General features: G+C 39.0%; 10 protein-coding genes. 9 read left to right on the top strand and 1 reads right to left on the bottom strand.

Features of this window, described 5'->3' with window-relative positions; all coding sequences use genetic code 11:
- Nucleotides 1–10: 10 nt before the first annotated feature.
- Entirely contained in the window at nt 11–1,582 is a 1,572-nt protein-coding gene (locus tag E1750_RS03340) for a hypothetical protein (RefSeq protein ID WP_133275406.1), read from the bottom strand.
- Between the two features lie 358 nt (nt 1,583–1,940).
- On the opposite strand from E1750_RS03340, the gene E1750_RS03335 reads away from it, so the two are divergent.
- The 9 genes from E1750_RS03335 (at nt 1,941) to E1750_RS03295 (ending at nt 20,342) form a co-directional block, all read left to right on the top strand.
- Nucleotides 1,941–4,265, top strand: a complete 2,325-nt coding sequence (locus tag E1750_RS03335) for a T9SS sorting signal type C domain-containing protein (RefSeq protein WP_133275405.1) — start codon at nt 1,941–1,943, stop codon at nt 4,263–4,265.
- Between the two features lie 31 nt (nt 4,266–4,296).
- Nucleotides 4,297–4,539, top strand: coding sequence for a hypothetical protein (locus E1750_RS03330; RefSeq protein ID WP_133275404.1), 243 nt, complete (start codon nt 4,297–4,299; stop codon nt 4,537–4,539).
- 130 nt (nt 4,540–4,669) lie between these two features.
- Complete coding sequence (locus E1750_RS03325) at nt 4,670–5,182, top strand: hypothetical protein (RefSeq protein WP_133275403.1); 513 nt, start codon at nt 4,670–4,672, stop codon at nt 5,180–5,182.
- 624 nt (nt 5,183–5,806) lie between these two features.
- On the top strand, nt 5,807–7,471 hold the full coding sequence (locus tag E1750_RS03320) for a hypothetical protein (RefSeq protein WP_133275402.1): 1,665 nt from the start codon (nt 5,807–5,809) through the stop codon (nt 7,469–7,471).
- Nucleotides 7,472–7,505: 34 nt separating this feature from the next.
- Complete coding sequence (locus E1750_RS03315; protein ID WP_133275401.1) at nt 7,506–7,691, top strand: OmpH family outer membrane protein; 186 nt, start codon at nt 7,506–7,508, stop codon at nt 7,689–7,691.
- Between the two features lie 130 nt (nt 7,692–7,821).
- Complete coding sequence (locus E1750_RS03310) at nt 7,822–9,684, top strand: T9SS type A sorting domain-containing protein (RefSeq protein WP_133275400.1); 1,863 nt, start codon at nt 7,822–7,824, stop codon at nt 9,682–9,684.
- 235 nt (nt 9,685–9,919) lie between these two features.
- A complete protein-coding gene (locus E1750_RS03305; RefSeq protein WP_133275399.1) occupies nt 9,920–14,752 on the top strand; it encodes a heparinase II/III family protein in 4,833 nt (1,610 codons plus the stop codon).
- A gap of 299 nt (nt 14,753–15,051) precedes the next feature.
- A complete protein-coding gene (locus E1750_RS03300) occupies nt 15,052–18,564 on the top strand; it encodes a T9SS type A sorting domain-containing protein (RefSeq protein WP_133275398.1) in 3,513 nt (1,170 codons plus the stop codon).
- Between the two features lie 26 nt (nt 18,565–18,590).
- On the top strand, nt 18,591–20,342 hold the full coding sequence (locus E1750_RS03295; protein ID WP_133275397.1) for a T9SS type A sorting domain-containing protein: 1,752 nt from the start codon (nt 18,591–18,593) through the stop codon (nt 20,340–20,342).
- Nucleotides 20,343–20,473: the final 131 nt, after the last annotated feature.

Raw genomic sequence — 20,473 nt, 5'->3', positions numbered from 1 at the left:
GAAGCATAATTTATTCTGAAGCTTTAAAATACAAGTCCGAGAAATAAAAAGAACCTCCTCGACCCGGAACAGTGGTATTATTGAGTAAAGATCCTTGGAAATAGCTGGCTACTTTGAAGGCTACAGTAAAGTTTTTTGATATTTGTGATGTAGGAATATCATAGGTACAGCGTACCCATTTGTTGTAGAAAGTGGTATTTGGGTTTTTTCTACCATCAGGGTCTAATCCTTTTTGGTCACCAGGATAAGGTGTTCCTATAAATTCAGTTCCCCAAGGCGCTCCGGTTGATGTGGTTCCGCTTACGCCTTCACTTCGTCGGCACTTCATCACTTTGTTGACTTGAGTCCAAGTACCATTCAACCATTTTCCATTGGCATCCTGAATGTTTCCGCCCTTATAGTTGGTAGAAACATAGACTTCGATATCTACAGGCGTTCTACCGTCTGCCATATACAATTGGAAAGCCGGCATATAATGATAAGTGAACGAAAGTTTAAACCCATATTGAAAAGGTGTTAAATCTTGCGTAGTGGCTACCATCCAAGAAGTGGTTGGATCTGTTATTGTGGTTCTGTTGGTTTGTACTTCTAAAATCGTTTGGGCTGTGTTTCCGATGGGTCTTTCCGTTGGCGCTACAAGCCCTCTTCCGGTTGAGTTGTCTAGTTCGCCCCAAATGTCTTCTCCATTTCCTGCCACGACAGTTTGTACGGCAAAACCTTCGCCTCCTGCTGGATAGGAACCGGTAGTTTTAAGTGTAGGATAGAAAAACAAAATTGAATCAATCGGAACTGCTACAGGTGTATTCGAAACCACGATGTTGATAGGATTTACAAATGGTACAACTTCATTACTGATGGTACTTATTACTCTAACAATTGGTTTGAGTGTTTCTTGTGCTGTATATTGGTAAGTAGGTGACAAACTAATCACCCCAGTTGCGCCATCAATCACCAATTTATCGGTAAGACTTCCCAATTCAAATTTGATGGCTGGGTTGGTATTTGGTACTATAGGAACGGTTGTTTTGTTGTTGGTTCCAACCACTAAATTTTGATTTTTAGGCGAGTAGATTAAAACGGAAGGTAGCAGTGGTCCTACATTAAGGTGAAACGCTTTTGCAAAAACAGTTGATTTTACCACACCTTTCACTTCGGTACTTACTTTTATCGTAAAATAGTAATCTCCTACGACAAATTTGTTACCTTCTGCAATTGTGATAATACCGTTTTGCGAAGTATCGTAAACAACTTGACTAGAAACAATGTTACCGGCAGGATCGAGCACGTTAAGTGTTTTTGAAGCAGTTTGACCAATAGTTACGAATTCTGCATACGACTCGTCCAGAACGGTTCCGTCAGCCTTGGATATACTTACCAATTCGAAAACTGGAATGGCATCGCCTGTATCTACTGTTGGGGCATTTGTTTTGACACTTTTGCCTTCTCTTGCTCCTGTAATATCCATGTACCTGAGTTCTGCTGGTAGATTGGATTTGGCAACATCATCTGCGAAAGAAGAATTTTCACAAGAGACCAAAGCCAGAAAAAAAAGGAAAGCTGCTAATAGCCTTTTATTTTTCATAATTTATAAAGTTTATGGTTAATTAAAATTTAAGTTGATTCGTTATTTAAAAAAACAAATATCCCATTAAATAAAATTTCTCACAAGGTGTAAAGCGACTAAATATAGGGGGTATTTTATTTTGATTCGTATTTTTTTTTGAGGCTTTTCAGTGCTTTATAATCGTAAATTACAACGCATTACCCCTTTTAATAAGACAATAATTCCCTTATGAGTATGTAGCGATCTGCCTATCTTGCCAGAAATTAAGTAGCTGAAAGCTGCGTTATTTTTTCAAGTATCGACATCGATATTGTACCTTCTACAATTGGAATTTTGTAACAATAATAAACTTTAACAACCATTTAAAACAATAATTATGAAAAGAATTACATTAAAAAAAGGAATAACAATGGCTATCCTGCTTCTGGCGGGAAGTATTTATAGTCAGACACCCGTGAATAATCTGATAAGGTTAACATCATTAAATCCAGCATCAGGAGGAACAACTTCAAGTCCTTCAATTATTTCGCAAGACGATAGCAGTATTACTATAGATGCGGCTGGTGCTGTTACAATCGCGTCGGATTATACCCCAATCGCTGCCGCAGGGAATACTACAGGTACAATACTTATAGGTGGCGCTCGGAACAAAACGATTTCTGTGCAATTGAACGCGGGTTCAGTTGTAGACCAGACTGTGGGAGCTACCTTAGGAGCAATTACTACTACAGCTGGTATACAAAGGGCTAGCGATGGCGGTATTGGTGTAACGACTGTTGCAGGAGCATCATCTGGAATTGACAACGGAGAAGGTATAACCTTTGGGTTGGATTTGTCCAGTCTTCCTTCTACAGTAGCGGTACAGATTTCTAGAGTGTATTTTTCAACTTTTGGCACTGCTGAATCGTGTACTGTGGTCAACAGACAAGATACTAGTCAAAATACAACAGTAGTAGGTTTTAGCGGTAATGCTGGTAATAGAGATATTTCTACTTTAGGTATTTCAATACCAGGTGGTACTATTGATTTAGATGCGGTGTCGTTTTTTAACTCTTCTGCCACAGCACAGAATTTTAGAATAACTGGTATAGAAATTAGAATAGTAGCACTAAGTACAGTATGGAACGGAACTTCTTGGTCTAATGCTGCTCCTGGTCCTGCGGTAGATGCTTTTATCGAAGGAAATTATTCTGCTTCCGCTACAGGTGGTTTCAGTGCTAATAATTTGACTATCAATTCTGGTTCTTTGACTATTGAAGCTACCAAAAATTTAAAAATTGAAAGAAGTGTGGTCAATAATGCAGGTCCTAACGGAATTATTGTTGAAGAAGGTGGTACACTGCAGCAGGTTTTATCAACTGGACTCAATTCAGGTGCTATAACGGTGAAGAAAAATAGTAATCTTTTGTTCCGCAACGATTATACAATGTGGTCTTCGCCTGTCGCTGGGTCAACTACTTTAGAGCAATTTTCACCTTTAACTGCTCAAACGCCTAACAATCGATTCTATGTATACAATCCAACTAGCAATTTGTACGAAAACGTTGCTCCAAGCAGTTCCTTCAATATAGCTAAAGGCTATTTAATTCGTATGCCAAATGAAAACCCAGCAGATTTGGGAACTTCTTCTGCCTATTATACCGGTGCTTCAGCTATCAATTTTTCTGGAACTGTAGTTGGAGTTCCCAACAATGGAACATTAACTCTAACAGGTTTAGCGACAGATTCATTTCACGCCACTGGAAATCCGTATCCATCCAATTTAGATGCTGATTTGTTTCTTGGTGGCAACACAACAGGAGGTACGCTTTATTTTTGGAGAAAAACCAATGGTGCAGTTGGTACTGCCTATGCAACTTATACATTAGCAGGTGGTGTTGCAAATGGAGGTTTTCCAGCACCCACAAAAATTATTGCACCTTGTCAAGGGTTTATTGTAAAAACAGGTGTAGGAATCTCTTCATTGACTTTCACCAATGCGATGCGTCCAAATAATGCGGTTGCAGGTCAATTCTTAAAAACAAAACAAACAGGCACTAAAGACCGCGTTTGGTTGAAGTTGTCCAATGCAAGTGGTACTTTCAATCAAGCTTTGATAGCTTATATGGATGGCGCTACAACGGGTGTTGATAACGGTATTGATGGTGAATATATCAATGATAGTAAAGTAGCTTTGACCTCTCGCATCAATGCTTCGGAATACGTAATTCAAGGTCGTCCTGCATTTGATGCTACTGATGTAGTAGCTTTGAATTTCAAAACCGATGTGGCTGGCGATTTTTCAATCTCGTTAGACCAATTTGATGGTGTATTTGCCACTGGTCAAGCCGTGTATTTAGTAGACAGTACGACAGGAACTGAAACTGATTTGAAATCAGGAGCCTATAACTTTAATGCAGCAGCGGGTGTAGATAATTCAAGATTTACATTGAAATACCAAAAAACATTGAAAGTAATAAATGCTGAATTTAATGATAACAGCATCACTGTTTATGGCCAAAATGGTACTTTATTGGTAAAATCAGGAGCGAAACTGATTCATACTGTGAAAGTTTTTGATATTCAAGGTCGATTGCTAGCCGAGCAAAAAAATGTAAAATCTACCGCTGCCACTATTTCCAATTTGAAAACAAATCAAGCCTTGATTGTTCAAGTTAGCTCAGAAGACAACCAAGTGGTGATTAAAAAAGTACTTAACTAATTCGAAATCAATAATTTAAAAAATATCAAAAATGAAAAATAATGTATTAAAATATTATATCGCCACGCTTTGCTTTTGTTGCACTTTTATAGCATTTGCTCAGCCGGGAGACGGAAATGGTGGTACTGGTGATGGCGCTTTGGAGGGTGGTGGAGATACTACACCAACTGCTCCAATAAGCGATTATTTGTGGGTTCTTGCACTGGTGGGACTAGTTTTTGCCGTTCTAAAGTTACGAACTTTGTACAAGAATGATTTTCAATCGAAAGATTAAATAACAAACTCTTAGAGGTTATATAGAAGCCCTGTTTCCTTATGGGACAGGGTTTTTTTGCCTTTTTTGAAGTAATTTTTCAAATAATTTATTTTATTAAAGTCTATATTAACTACTAAATAATCAAAAAATGAACACGATATTCGAGCCGCAACATACCAAAAGAATAAAAAAAATAGATTGCCTAAGCTGCAATAAGAATGGGCTAATAGTAGTTCAAAACAGCATAGAAATGTCCTCTATCTCGTATTCAGATATAGTAAAAGTGTATATCAAAAAACAAAAGTTGGAACCGAAAATAAAATTCGGAATACTATTGGTTTTGTTGTTAGCACTTGCCACTTCAATGGTATACTTGCCTATGGAAATGGTTTTGATTTCCTTATTCCTTTATTTGCCTATATTCGCCTGGATGTACGATTTTAAATCCTACCGCTTGCAGCTGATAGATAAATCACAGACATTGTACTTTAAAAAATTCTCCAGCATCAATAAACAAGAGCATATTGATTTGGTCAATACCATTCGAAAAGAAATCTTCGAAAAAAGAACCAATCATTCTCCGGATCCATTCCAAGCTAAATCCAAAGTGCATCAATCTATCGATGACATTTATGTGCTGCAATCGTTGCGTATTGTGTAGCGAAATCGCACTTTAGGGTATTTATTAAAAGGATGATTAGATGTGTTCAATCCATTTATTAATAGGTTTTTAATTAATATAGTTACCCTCTAATTTAGTTTTATTTGACACATTTTATTCACCAATTTTTAGGGACACAAGTCTTATAGGTAGCGGTAAATTACGTCATATTACCCCCTAAAATAAGACGATAATTCCCTTTTATTGCAATGCAATTGTTTTAGCTTGCGATAGAATAATACCGACGTTTTTTACCTTAATTTTAAAATAAACCTACTATGAAATATCAGATGGATTTCATCTACTATTTTGTGTTGCATCCTTGAAGATAATTTCTGATTGTGCGTGAATTGCAAGCGCATTGACAGGAGGTTCCGCAAGGATTTTTTTTGATACAACACATTTATTGTATTTCGGCTGATGTTGCAACCTACTGCAACTGCACTAGTACAGTCCAAAGTGCTACAGCGTCAACGTAGACGCAATCTGGAGTTTGCAGTAAAAATATTTATTTTCAAACTACTACTGCTTAGGGCGGTAGATCAAATTCTAACGATTAAGATAGTAACGATAAAATTTTTAATGACACCTACTGTATAATTATCAAAAAACGAACTTTTAATAATGTATAACCCCAAATCTATACTCGTGAAAAAGCACTTTTTCCTATTGACCTTATTTTATTCCTTAGCCAATGCCCAAGTAGGAATAGGTACTACAAGCCCAAATGCCCAACTTGACATCGAATCGACAACAAACGGAATACTGATACCTCGAGTAGCGCTTACTAGCAAAGCCACAAGCGGACCAATAGTCAACCCTAACGGAGGAGGAGCGCCCGCCGATGCCACTTTAGTTTACAATACTGCAACAGCCGGTTCAGGTACCGATGCGGTAACCCCTGGGTTTTATTACTACAATGCTGCTAGTTCAAGATGGGTTCAATCAAATAACCTTATTCCTTCTTCAACCAACAATATTGTCACTAGTGCAACTGGTATCGAAGTACGACGTACTGCTCTCGCTGGAGATATTACTGCTGGAGCGAATTCGAATACGACTACTATATCTCCTGATGCAGTAACTTCACCAAAAATTTTGGACAATACCATTGTCAATGCCGACCTCATTGATGGTACAGGAGGAATTTATAAAGGCGATGGGACATTACCCGCTGCCACTACTGTAAATGCTAGAATTCCTGTCGATAGTAAGATGGCTTTTACTCCAATTGGAGGAGCAGCCAATCAATTTTCAGTAGACGGTTCTACTTTTAGCATCGATACAGATAAAAATTTTGTTGGAATTGGCACACAAACGCCATCCTATAAATTGCATGTAAGAGGGGATACCAACATTAAGGGAGAGCTTCGTTTAGAAAGTAGTGCTAGTGGTTCATATGCTGGATTTATTACTGGAGTTGAAGAAGTTAGTGGCTTTACAAGTCTAGTTATTCAATCAGCTGATGCAGCTCCGGGAGCAGGTATTGTTTTTAATACCAATAGTGGTGGTGGTGGTATTATTGAAGCGGCTCGATTCACAAATGTAGGTCGCTTGGGTCTTGGAACGCCAAGTCCTACCGCACAATTACATACCACAGGCACAGTTCGTTTGGAAACCTTAACAGGAACTGGTAACCGAATGGTAATAGCTGATGCGAATGGGAATTTAGCTGCACAAGATATAACAGTGGGTACTGTAACCAATGTGACAGGCACGGCTCCAATTGCTTCTACTGGAGGAGCAACACCTGTGATTTCACTAGACGATGCTGGGGTGACAAACACAAAGTTAGCTGGTGGTGCAGGCGGTATCTACAAAGGTAGTGGTACCACCCCAGCGAGTGCGGTGGTCGCTTCTATTCCTACTGGAGGTACTTTGGCATTTACCCCTTCAGGAACGCAAGTAGCCAATCAATTTTCGGTAGATGGTACTACTTTTAGTGTAGATGCGTTGAACAATCGAGTGGGGGTAGGAATCGCTGCACCAACAAGTACCTTTCATAATAATGGAACTACTTCATACACTATTGGTACATCAGGAACAACTAATACCGTTCTGCTGATGAATGCGAATTTTACGATACCAGATCCTTCAACTTGTACTGGTAGAATGTACATTATTAGAAATACTAGATCTCCTATAAATACTATAACTGTTTCAGTTTCGGGAACTCCAAGTGTTTTTTTAGCTCTCGGTTCTTTGACTACAGCTACTTCTTTAACCATTGCTAATGCCGGTACAATATCTTTAATCTCTAACGGAACCAATTGGTATCAAATTAATTAGGCAAATGCTATTTGGGTAATTAATTTGATCCCAATTGGAGCTCCAAACGATATACGAACAAAAAGTACAACCCTTACTTGACAAATTAAACAATATCCTTGCGAACTATGCCAAAGCCCACGATATCAAAATGATTTATACTTTCGAAAAGATAGCGCCTTCACTTGCCTATCTCGACAAAAACTTGGATATAACGCCAGAAATACTAGAGCTCTTGTAGTACTCCAAAAAATGTCAAAACATAGACAAAAAGTGTAAAAATGAAGCAAAAAATAGCCATTGGAACCCTTACTTATTTTTTAAATCCTAACACATTCCAGTATTGATTTTTTGTATTATTCCGATTTTTTATGAAAAAAGTAATTATTCTTGGAAGTTTATTAATATCTGCTACTATTTTTGGGCAGCTGTATATCGGTGGTTCGAGTTATATCTTCAACAAAGGCAGTATGATTTATACCAAAGGAAATTTAGAATTAAATGGCAGTTCCAGTAATTTTTATTTAAGAAACGAAGGCCATTTTCTACAAGGAGCTAGCGGAACATCTACTAATCGTGGCAGTGGAAAATTGTCTGTTTTTCAGGAAGGGACCGTCAATAATTTTGCCTATAACTATTGGTGTTCTCCCGTTGGAATTGCCTCAAGTAGCGCAGGTAATGAGCCCTTTGGAATTAGCCTCTTGTACAGACCCACAACCAATATAGCGAGTACAGCTAGCACGGCAACATCTTCTCTAAACGGCAGTACTTCCTCATCTACATTGGATATTTCGTCCTATTGGATTCATCGTTTTGTGGTAAAAGACACCTATGCGGAATGGGATCGCTGCGCAGCAGGTACCATTCTAAATCCCGGAGAAGGATTTACAATGAAAGGGACGAGCGGCACCGATGCGACCAATGTTGGTGAAACCGCCACCAATAATCCGGGAAGCAGACAACGATATGATTTTAGAGGCAAGCCCAATGATGGCAACATCAGCATTTTGGTCGCTCCAGACCAATTCACTTTGACGGGGAATCCCTATCCATCAGCATTAGATTTATCGCTATTTTTATCCAATGAAACTAATAGTACCGGCATAGCTTATTTTTGGGAACAGGACAAAAGCGTAAACTCCCATTATCTTGCTGATTACAAAGGCGGATACGGTGCGTTTTCTCCCGTAGGACAGCTCGACCCAGTGACAGGATTTCCGTTGACAGCTGGGGTATATGTTCCTGCAGTTTTTTACTCCTATGACGGCGCTGGTAACGAAGGTAATGTATTCAGTAATCCAAATGTAAACTATCAAAGACGCTATTGTCCCGTTGGGCAGGGTTTTATGATATCAGGAAGCGGTAGTAGTCCTTCTACAGTGACGATGCGTAATAGTTATAGAATTTCGGTCAAAGAGGGCACACTAGGTGATACGGGAAGTTCCTATTTCGAGAAAAAAGGCCCAGCAAGCATTGGTAGAATTCCATCCCCAATAGCTATTGAGAAAATTTACTCTGTGGCCGGTAATGATTACGCTAAAGTGAGTGCCAAACAAGTTCCACAAATCCGATTCAATGCCCTATTAAATAATAGGGGCATCAGACAATTGGCTCTCGTCTTTGTTGACCACGCAACAGACGGAGTAGACCACGCTATGGATGCTGCCTCGCCTAATGACGCGCCTGAAGAAGTTTATTTTGTGCTGAATGATTCCAGTTTCGTCATCGATGCAAGACCCTTTAGTAGAGATAAAAAAATTCCAATAGGGTTCAGTAATGAGCAAAAAGCCAACTTCAAAATTACTGTGAAAGAAATGATGAATTTTGACCAAGTGGATGATGTGTATCTACACGATAAAATTTCGAATGAATACCACGACATCAAAAATAGTTTCTTCGAACTGAATTTGCCTGCGGGAAAAAACAATACGCAGTACGAAATTGTTTTCCAATCCGCAACAACTTTAGGGCTTGAAAAATCATTTGCTTCTGATCTGGTGGTACTTCAAGACAATGCTTCTAAAAATTTAATAATTGAAAATCCCAAGCAAAAAGAACTGAATTCTTATATTATATATGATGTTGTCGGAAAAAGAATAACGACAAACACCCAATTGGGCAATAAACTGAAATATATGCATTCTACCGCAAACCTACCGGATGGCATCTATATCCTAAAAGTGATGACGGCCGATCGCAGAGAACAAGGTGTTAAATTCATTGTTAAAAACTAAATGCAAACTTTAGGATAAGTATTTCAATCCGGGCATATACGGGTAGTTAAGGATGACTTGCTACAGCTACGATTGGTTATAATGCATTTGCTAGTCTACAAGATACTGATGCACCCCATCAATTTACCCCCTACATTAAGATGATAATTCCCTTTCCGTCCAATGGAGTTATTGTAAATTGCATCAAATATAGTAACCAAAATCAACGTCATAAAATTTTAAAATTAAACCTACTATGAAAAAAATCAAACTATTCTATTTGCTAATTTGTTCGCTATTCTTGACAACAATATCTGGCTATGCTCAAAATAATATTATTACCCTTACCGCTTTGCCGGGTGGCTCTGAAGGAAGTGGTCTGTTTTCAGATACGTCTACCCTAAGTGTAAGCGCAGCAGGAGTTGTATCCTACAGTAACAGTACTGCCGCCGACGATTGGAGTGTAACGGCCTCAACTATAACCCAGTCTGGTGCTTTGAGTAAAACCTTTGGAGTAACTATCGGGGGGATGGCTACTGTAAACACAACCACAGGAGGTACTTACGGCCAAAAATTAACAAATGGCGGGATAGACCGCGCTTCTGGAGGGGAATTAGGAGTTGTTGGTGGAGCTGGAGGAGGAATTGAGATCAATGAAGGGCTCAATTTTGGATTAGATTTGTCAACTTTAGGGACATCGGCGGGAATACAAATCACGAAAATTTATGTAAAATTTGCGGGTGCGACTAACGAAAGAGGTGTAATTGTTAATAGAATGGCTACATCCAAACAAATTGTATTCGGAAAAACTGGAACGCCAGGTGTTACCTTGCCCATTGCCGATACCGAAGTCGCCATTGATGTTACTGAGCTCAATTTGTTTTTGACAGGTGGGAAGCTCAATACTGATATGGTAGCGATTTTTAATACTTCTACTGCTACAAATAACTTCAGAGTTTCAAAAATTGAATTGAAGGTACTCACCAACAATTTAAATATGGCGAATATTTCCAATGTGTCTCACCCGAGATTGTTTCTGAAAGCTGGAGAAGAAGCCCAGATACAATCGCTTATCAACTCTTCAACTGAACACAAAAAATCACATGATTACATCATCAAAACGGCAGACGAATTTTTAACTGCGCCTACAATCGTAAAACCTGCTAATGCTACACGAGTTTTAGCCGAAGCACGAAAAGCCGTTGAGGAAATTTTCTATTTGTCGTATGCGTACAGAATGACGGGGCAAACTAAGTATCTTACCCAAGGCGAAAAAGTGATCAACGATGTCTGCAATTGGGATAACTGGATTACCTATTCGCTAGACACCTCCGAAATGACTTTTGCCGTGGCTCTTGGTTATGATTGGTTATACAATGACCTCTCAGCCGCAACCAAACAAAAAGCAAGAGAAAAAATATTAAACTATGGTTTTTTAACCCAAAAAACAAAACCTTTTTGGGATTATACCTCCAATTGGAATCAGGTTTGTATAGGGGCCTTGTCCTGTTCGGCTATTGCCATTTATGGAGATGGAACGACTCAAATGGACACTGAAGCTGCCTACATTATGAATAGAATTTTGGTAAAGAACCCCAATTCTATGAACACCTACAACGATGGTAACTATCCTGAAGGACCGATGTACTGGAGTTATGGAACTACTTATGAAGTGGTTATGTTATCCGCATTAGAAGGGATTTATGGTCAAAATCACGAAGGAATCAATCGATTGATTGCCTCTCCGGGCTTTTTAGAATCGGCTGAATTCATGCAATATGTTACCGGTCCTACTTCGTATTACTTCAATTATAGTGACAGTACTGCCGAAAGAATACCACTTCCTGCTACCTTATGGATGGCCAAGAAAGCCAATAGACCGGAATGGTTAACCGAAGAGAAAAAATTGATGGAAAACGGTGTGTATGCCAGTAATATTGGAAGCAGAGGGTTTTTGCCTATGGCGTTAATTTTTGGTAAAGATATTTCACTGGACAATTTGACCAATCCTCAAAAGAAGATTTGGACTGGAAATGGTGTAAATCCTGTGGCTTTAGTACGAACCGAATGGCAAGGTTCTCAAGGAAAGTATATGGGTGTCAAAGGAGGAACACCTACTTACAGCCATGGTCAAATGGATGGTGGATTTTTTGTATACGACTCTCAAGGCATTCGTTGGGGGATGGATTTTGGTAAATACGACTATGACGCACAGGGAACCCTTGATGATAGTGACAATTCTCAATTTGGCGACCGTTGGAAGATTTTCAGAGTGGCAGGCACGAGTCAAAATACCATTTCTATCAAAAAAGCTAGTGAAACAAGTTGGCAAAATCACAAAGTTGATGGCAATGCCACCATTGATGAGTTATATGATACAACTGCCAAAAGAGGTGCTAAAGTAAACATGAAAAGTTTGTTAGGACTCAATAATGAACTATTGGCTGCTACTAGAAGTGCTTATATCGTGGACGAATCTTATTTTGAGGTAAAAGATTATATTAACAATGGTGCTTCGGACATCAATTTGTATTGGAATATGGTAACCCGCTCTACCATAGAATCGATTAGTCCATCTAAATTGCGTTTGTCGCAAGGAGGCAAAAGAGTGATTCTTGAAGTAGTGAGTTCCAATCCTGCCGTTACTTTTACGATGGCTACTAATCGTTCTACTGATCCTGTATTTTACAATCCTGCAGCTACTGCCGATACTAAAAATCCAGGCACCGTGATGATTGGATTTGAAGCCAATATTCCTGCCAATAACGAAGTTACTTTTACCATAACTATAAAAGATGATACACCACTTCCACCTTCAACTGTGGAACCTATAAACAATATCGTGTTAGACATCCCGAATCCTAATACAGGACGTGAGGGAAGTACGCTTTTCTTTGATGCCTCCGAGTTGCATATTGATGCCAATGGTGCGGCTAGCATCGGTGGTAATTATGAAGAATATGCTTGGGTAGTCAATGGTTCAACCGATATCAACACAGCAGATAATACCAAATTCTTTTTTGGATGGGGTGGAATGGGTACTACCGATACTACTCCTGGAGCCAACTATGGCGCTATGCTAACTCAAGCGGGAATAGACAGAGCCAGTGATGGAAAAATAGGAGTACGCGGCGGCGGGGGTGGTGGAATAGATGCTAATGAGGGATTCTCTTTAGGATTTGATGCTTCCTTTTTGCCCTCTACAGTACAAGTACAAATTGTTAAAATTAGAGTAGATGCGGTTTCGGGGGCCAGAATGGGTGAAATAGTGAACCGAAAAGACACTTCCAAAAAAATTAGTTTTGGAGGAAGTACTTCTACAGCTACTATAAAATTACCCTCTGGTGCAGCAGATCTTGATGTTGAGAGTCTAGGACTTGTTGTCAAAGGTGGAACCACAGATTATGATATCGCCTCCTTATTCAATACCGGAACGGTGGCATCAGGCGGATTTAGAATGATCAAATTTGTACTTAAATTAGTTGATATTTCTACTACGGTTTGGAATGGCAGTAGTTGGTCTTACGGCACTCCCGGTCCTGCCATCAATGCTGTTATCGAAGGCAATTATTCAGCCGTGGCCAAAGGTGGCTTTAGCGCAAAATCCTTAACTGTAAATTCGGGTTCTTTAGTTATTGGAGCTACAAAAAATCTTAAAATAGAAGAAGGTATCATCAACAATGCAGGACCCAACGGTATTATAGTTGAGGATGGTGGCACCCTACAACAAGTACAATCCAGCGGCATCAATTCTGGAGCCATAACTGTGAAGAAAAACAGCAACTTATTGAAACGTTTGGATTACACGATGTGGTCTTCGCCAGTAAGTGGTACACAAACATTACAAGATTTTTCGCCTTTGACCTCACAATCACCAAGTCGTTTTTACATTTATAATTCAAGTACAAATTTATATGCCAGTGTTTTGCCAACAACACAATTTACGACGGGTAGAGGTTATTTGATCCGTATGCCCAATGAAGATCCAGACAATCTCGGGACTACATCACCGTATTATTTGGGAACCGCAAGTATTCAATTCAAGGGTACTTTTGTTGGAGTGCCCAATAATGGGACATTAACCACTTCGGGATTGATTGGAAATACAATGTACGATATTGGAAATCCGTATCCCTCGAATATCGATGCCGATTTGTTTTTGGCGAACAATGCAACAGATGGCACACTTTATTTTTGGAGAAAAACCAATGGTGCATCAGGTACGGCTTATGCTACATATACCTTGGCAGGAGGTGTAGCCAATGGAGGTTTTCCCGCACCAAATGGCATCATAGCTCCCGCACAAGGATTTATTGTAAAAACGGGAGCAGCAGCAACGAGTTTAACTTTCACCAATGCGATGCGAGTGAACAATGCTACTTATGGGCAATTTCTGAAAACCAAGCAACCGGCCAGCAAAGATCGTGTTTGGTTGAATTTATCGAATGCTTCGGGTTCGTTCAATCAGGTTTTGATAGCTTATATGGATAATGCAACAATAGGTGTAGATCAAGGTATTGACGGCGCTTACATTAATGACAGTAAAGTGGCCTTGACTTCCAATATCAACAACCAAGACTATGTCATTCAAGGTCGTCCAGCATTCAATGCAACCGATGTTGTCGCCTTAAATTTTAAAACAGATGTCGCAGGAGATTTTACCATCAAGCTTGACCAATTTGAAGGTGTATTCGCCACTGGGCAAGCCATTTATTTAGTAGATAGTAAAACTGGATCTGAAACTAATTTGCAATCTAGTAATTACACATTTACAGCAACTGCGGGCATTGACAACACCAGATTTTCATTGAAATACCAAAAATCTTTAAAAGTGGTTGATTCTGAATTTAACGATAGTACTGTACTCGTATTTGAAAACAGCGGAACTTTATTTGTAAAATCGGCGGTAAGTGCCATCAAGAACATCAAGGTTTTTGATATTCAAGGTCGTTTGGTAGCCGAATTAAAAAACGTAAAATCAAATACGGCATCCATCGTTAACCTGAAAACACAACAAACGTTCATTGTTCAGATACAGTCAGAGGACAACCAATTGGTAAACAAAAAAGTACTTATTGGCAAACCTTAACTAAACGATAACAAAAGGATTCATTGTAAAACCGCCGTATGTCATTACTGATTTCATACGGCGGTTTCTGCTTTTGAACGCAAAACTTTCGACAACCAATAACTAGCACAGTAAAAGGTGTTTAAAGGCATAATCTGGTTATATTATTCAGTGTTTCACCTCTTTTTTTGGGCGATTTAAGCGCATTACCCCTTTTAATAAGACGATAAATCCCCTATTTCGCATTTTCAATAGTGATAAATTGCATCAAAATTAATCGACCTGTTGGTTTGGTTCAAATGGTCCATACTTTAAAATTTATGAAAAATACAAGTTGGAGTTTCCGCTTTTTGAGCATTGTCTTTTGGATGACAAGTTTACTTCATGCGCAAAGTAACACTATTACGCTACGAGCTTTGCCCGGAGGTACAGAAGGCTCGACTGTTTTTACAGACACTGCTACTTTAACGATTAGTGCCGCAGGTACGGTTAGTTATAGTGCAAGCACCTCCGCCGATGATTGGAGCATAACTGCGGGTACCGTAACTCAATCGGGTGCTTTGAACAAAATTTTCAGTGTTGTTTTAAATGGTTTTTCGAGCGTCGAACGTACGGAAGGCAAAGACTATGGTAAGAAAGTTGCTGATGGCGGCATTGATCGGGCTACTGACGGAGCAATGGGAATTCGAGGTGGTGCAGATGACGGAATTAATGTGAATGAAGGGATAAATTTTGGTCTCAATTTGAGCAGTTTTACTGCCTCCGCAGCCTTGCAAATTTCTAAAGTATACGTCAGTTTTGCAGGAAACGCTAACGAAAGTGGTGTAATAGTGAGTAGAACTAATCCATCCAAAAGAATTGTTTTTGGTAATAGTATGGCGCCAGGAGTTACTCAATCGGTAACCGACAATGAGACAGCCATTGATATTTCAACATTTAATATTCTAATTAACGGCGGTACGACTAATACCGATATGGTAACAGTATTTAATAATTCCCCGTTTGCAAACAGTTTTAGAATTACAAAGATAGAATTAAAAGTGCTGACAAATAATTTCAATTTGACAACAATTACCAATACGTCACATCCGAGATTATTTTTAAAAGCGGGAGAAGAAGCTCTAATTCAAACGCTAATCAATAGCTCTAAAGAACATCTGAAATCGCATGAATACATTATTGCTACTGCAAACTCTTTTCTTCAGGCTGCACCAATTGTTAAACCGACCGGAACTAGGATTTTGGCGGAATCGCAGGATGCCATCGAGCAAATATTTTATTTGTCGTATGCCTACCGAATGACTGGGCAATCGCAATATTTAACCAAAGCCGAAACTGTTATGAACAATGTTTGTGATTGGGATAACTGGATTACTTATTCACTTGACACTTCCGAAATGACTTATGCGGTAGCCATTGGATACGATTGGTTATTTAATGGATTGTCCGCTGCAACCAAGCAAAAGGCAAGAGAAAAAATATTGAATTATGGATTTTTAACTCAAAAAAACAAATCATTTTGGAACTCTACTTCCAATTGGAATCAAGTATGTATTGGCTCTTTGGCGTCTGCTGCTTTGGCTATTTATGGAGATGGTACTACGCAAATGAATACTGAAGCCGCTTTTGTATTGAACAATGTTTTGGTAAAAAACCCACTCGCTCTCAATACTTATGGGAGCGGAAGTTATGCTGAAGGACCAATGTATTGGTCGTATGGCACAAGTTACCAAGTATTGTTGCTTGCAGCTCTAGAAGGTGTTTATGGAAAAAATCACGAGGGAATTAATCGTTTAACTCAAACACCAGGCTTTTTAGAATCGGCAAAGTTTATGCAGTATGTAACCGGTCCAACCTCTTTGTATTTTAATTACAGTGACAGTACGGCCAAACGAAGTCCACTTCCAGTGGCATTTTGGATGGCCGAAAAAGCCAACAATCCTTCTTTGTTAACCGAGGAGAAAAAGTTGATGGAAAACGGAAGTTATAGCAAAGATTTTGACAATAGACGATTTTTGCCCTTTTCATTAATTTATGGCCGAAATATCAATTTAGACAATGTAGTACAGCCAGAGGCGAAATTATGGAATGGATACGGAACCCAACCTGTTTTGATGGTTCGTACGGCTTGGCAAGGGGCAACGGGTAAATATTTTGGTCTCAAAGGAGGAACTCCTACTTATAGTCACGCCCATATGGACGGTGGTTTTTTTGTGTATGATTCTCAAGGATTGCGTTGGGCTATGGATTTTGGAAAGTACGATTATGATGCTCAAGGTGACGTCAATGACAACGACTTTTCGCAAACCTCGCAACGGTGGGATATTTTCAGAGTAAGCAATTTGAACCAAAACACTATTTCGATCAAAAAAGCATCTGAAATCAGTTGGCAACACCACAAAGTGAATGGCGCGGCCACCATCGACGAAATATATGACACTGACGCCAAAAGAGGTGGTATGGTCAATATGAAGAGCTTATTGGGCCTCAATAATGAACTACTTGCCGCTACCCGAAGTGCGTATTTAGTAGATGGGGATTATCTTGAGGTTAAAGATTACTTGAGCAATGGAGCAGAACCTATCAATTTGTATTGGAATATGGTAACCAAAGCAATTGTAGAAACCATTAGTCCATCGAAAATCAGACTAACTCAAGGAGGTAAAACTGTAATCATGGAAATTGTGTGCTCCAACCCTTCGGTGAATTTTACCCTCGTGACCAATCGTTCTACAGATCCTGTTTTTTACAATCCTACCGCTACAGCAGATTCTAAAAATCCCGGCACGGTGATGATTGGATTCGAAGCAGATATCCCTGCTAATAATGAGGTCACTTTTACTGTAACTATAAAGGATGATGCAGCATCACCGCCTTCATCGGTAGAGCCAATCAATAATATCGTTTTAGACCTTCCTAATCCTACGACAGGTTTAGAAGGCAACTCGCTTTTTTCTGACACTTCCGAACTACATATTGATGCCAATGGATCAGCTTCTGTAGGAGGAGATGCGATAAATTACGCTTGGCGAGTCAACGGAGGAACAAATGTAGACAATGCCGATAACACAAAATTCTTTTTTAGATGGAAAGGGATGGGTACAACAGATGTCAACCAAGGAGCAAATTATGGTGCTTTATTAACCCAAGCAGGAATGGACAGGGCTAGCACAGGTGAATTGGGTGTTCGCGGTGGAGCGGGTGCAGGAATCGATCCAAATGAGGGATTCAATTTGGGATTTGATTTATCCTATTTGCCTAATACTGTGCAACTGCAACTGGTAAAAGTTGGAGTTACCGAGATTACAGGCTCTGAACTAGGAGTTATTGTCAACCGAAATGATACCTCAAAAAGAATCACTTTTGGCGGAAGTTCCTCTACGGCAACTGTAAAATTTCCTTCGGGAAAAGGAGATGTAAATGTTGAAAACTTAGGAATAGTATTAACTGGTGGGGAAATAAATTATGATTTGGCTTCCGTGTTTAATGCGTCTCTGGCAAGTTCGTTTAGAATGAACAAATTTGTTTTTAAAGTGCTTAAAAATGCTGGTTTAAGCTCGGCATCTTTTGAAATAAACGCCCAAAATCAACTGATTATTTACCCAAATCCTTTTAAAGATAGTATTCGGTTCGTAAATAGCAAAAGAAGCAACACGACAAGTTTAAAAATATATACTATCAATGGTGCAGAAGTTTTCAGCAAAAGCTATGATACGATCGCTGAAAATCAAGAAATAATCGTTGACTTAAAATCTTTACCTATGGGCATATATTTAGTAAAAATAGTTAACGATCAAGTAATTACAACAAAAAAAATAATAAAAAACAATTAATTAATAATCAATTAAAAATTAATATTATGAAAAAAAATATTTTAAAAATGGGTTTCGTTATGGCTATGTTCGCTCTAGCGGGAACAGCCTATAGTCAGACTACCACACCGGTTAACAATCTTGTTCGATTGATTTCATTGAGTCCCGCAGCAGGAGCAACCACTTCAGTTGCTGGACCTCCAGCTTCAATATTCACTGAGGATGATAGTACAATAACTGTGGATGCAGCAGGAGTTGTAACTATTGGAACAGATTATACACCGACTGCCGCGCTACCGAGTTCTGGAACTGTAAATACAACAGGTCCTGTAACAATAGCATCTGCAAAAGATAAAACTTTTATTGTCCGCTTGAGTGCGGGTTTAGTAGTCGATCAAACAGTAGGTCCTGCTTTTGGAGCGATAACCACTACAGGAGGAATTCAAAGAGCGAGTGATGGTGGAATTGGAGTTACTCCTACTGGCGCATCATCAGGAATTGATAACGGCGAGGGAATCAATTTTGGATTGGATTTGACAAATTTACCTTCGACATTAGCTGTAGAAATTTCTGCGGTATATTTTTCAACTTTCGGTACTGCTGAAACTTGTACGGCTGTCAACAGACAAGATACCAGCAAATTTACAAATCTTGTTGGTTTTAGTGGCAATTCAGGCCGCAAAGATATTGCTACACTGGGCATATCAATTCCCGGTGGGACGGTGGATTATGACGCAGTTGCTTTTTTCAGTCCAAATGCAACATCTTCATTTAGAATTACAAGTATCGAAATTAAAATTGTAGAGATTCCACAAGGGACTGTCGTTCCTGTTGACAATCTGATACGATTGAATTCATTAACAGGGAATCAAACTATTACGCCTAATGGGACTACGTCTATACAATCTCCTCTTAGCATCGTTACGCAAGATGATAGTAATATTTCTGTTGATGCGTCAGGTGTAGTTACAGTTGCATCAGATTATAATCCTACAGCTGCTCAACCTATTTCTGGCACAACAAATTCTACAGGAATAGTACAAATAGCAGAGGCTAGAAGTAAAACTTTTTCTATACGAATGAGTGCAGGTTCGGTTATTGATCAAACCGCGGGTGCTTCTTTCGGAGCTATAACCACTACAGCGGGTATTCAAAGAGCTAATGACGGTGGAATTGGAGTAACTACAACTGGAGCTTCATCAGGAATTGATAACGGTGAGGGCATCAATTTTGGATTAGATTTGTCCAACTTACCCACAAAACTAGCTGTAGAAATTACGGCGGTATATCTTTCCACTTTTGGTACTATCGAATCTTGTAAGGTGGTCAACAGACAAGATACCAGTAAAAATACAACTGTCGTAGGTTTTGAAACTAATTCAGGTCGAAGTGATATTTCTTCACTCGGTATCTCAATTCCAGGTGGGACTGCAGATTTGGATGCAGTGTCGTTTTTCAGTCCTGATACATCATCTAATTTTAGGATTACAGGTTTAGAATTTAAAATAATTGACACCACTCTTGGTGTTAAAGATGCAGCAGCCAATTTTTCAAGTCAATTTATGGTGAGCCAAAATCCGGTTACCGAGGCAATTTCAGTACATTATGACGCCACGGCTTTCCAAAATATTTCGGCAAGTTTGATAGACATCAACGGTAGAATAATTGAAAGTAAATCTGCTAAAAACACAGTGGATAACAAGATAGTATTTGAAGGAAGTACATTAAAATCAGGTGTTTATTTGATTCAAATTACAGATAATAAAAGTTCAGTTACCAAAAAAATTATTAAAAAATAAGCAGTTAAAAAGAAACACTATTTGAGCAATTGCTTAGATAGAAATGTTTTTGTAATAAAAAAAGATGCATTATCTTGCTTATTGCCAAGATTTTAAGCAAGGTAGATGCACTTTAGCAAAAAGTTAAATAT

The organism is Flavobacterium nackdongense, from assembly GCF_004355225.1.
GTDB classification, from domain to species: Bacteria; Bacteroidota; Bacteroidia; order Flavobacteriales; family Flavobacteriaceae; genus Flavobacterium; species Flavobacterium nackdongense.
The sequence above is the reverse complement of the archived record's forward strand: the minus strand, read 5'-3'. Positions and strand labels throughout refer to the sequence as shown.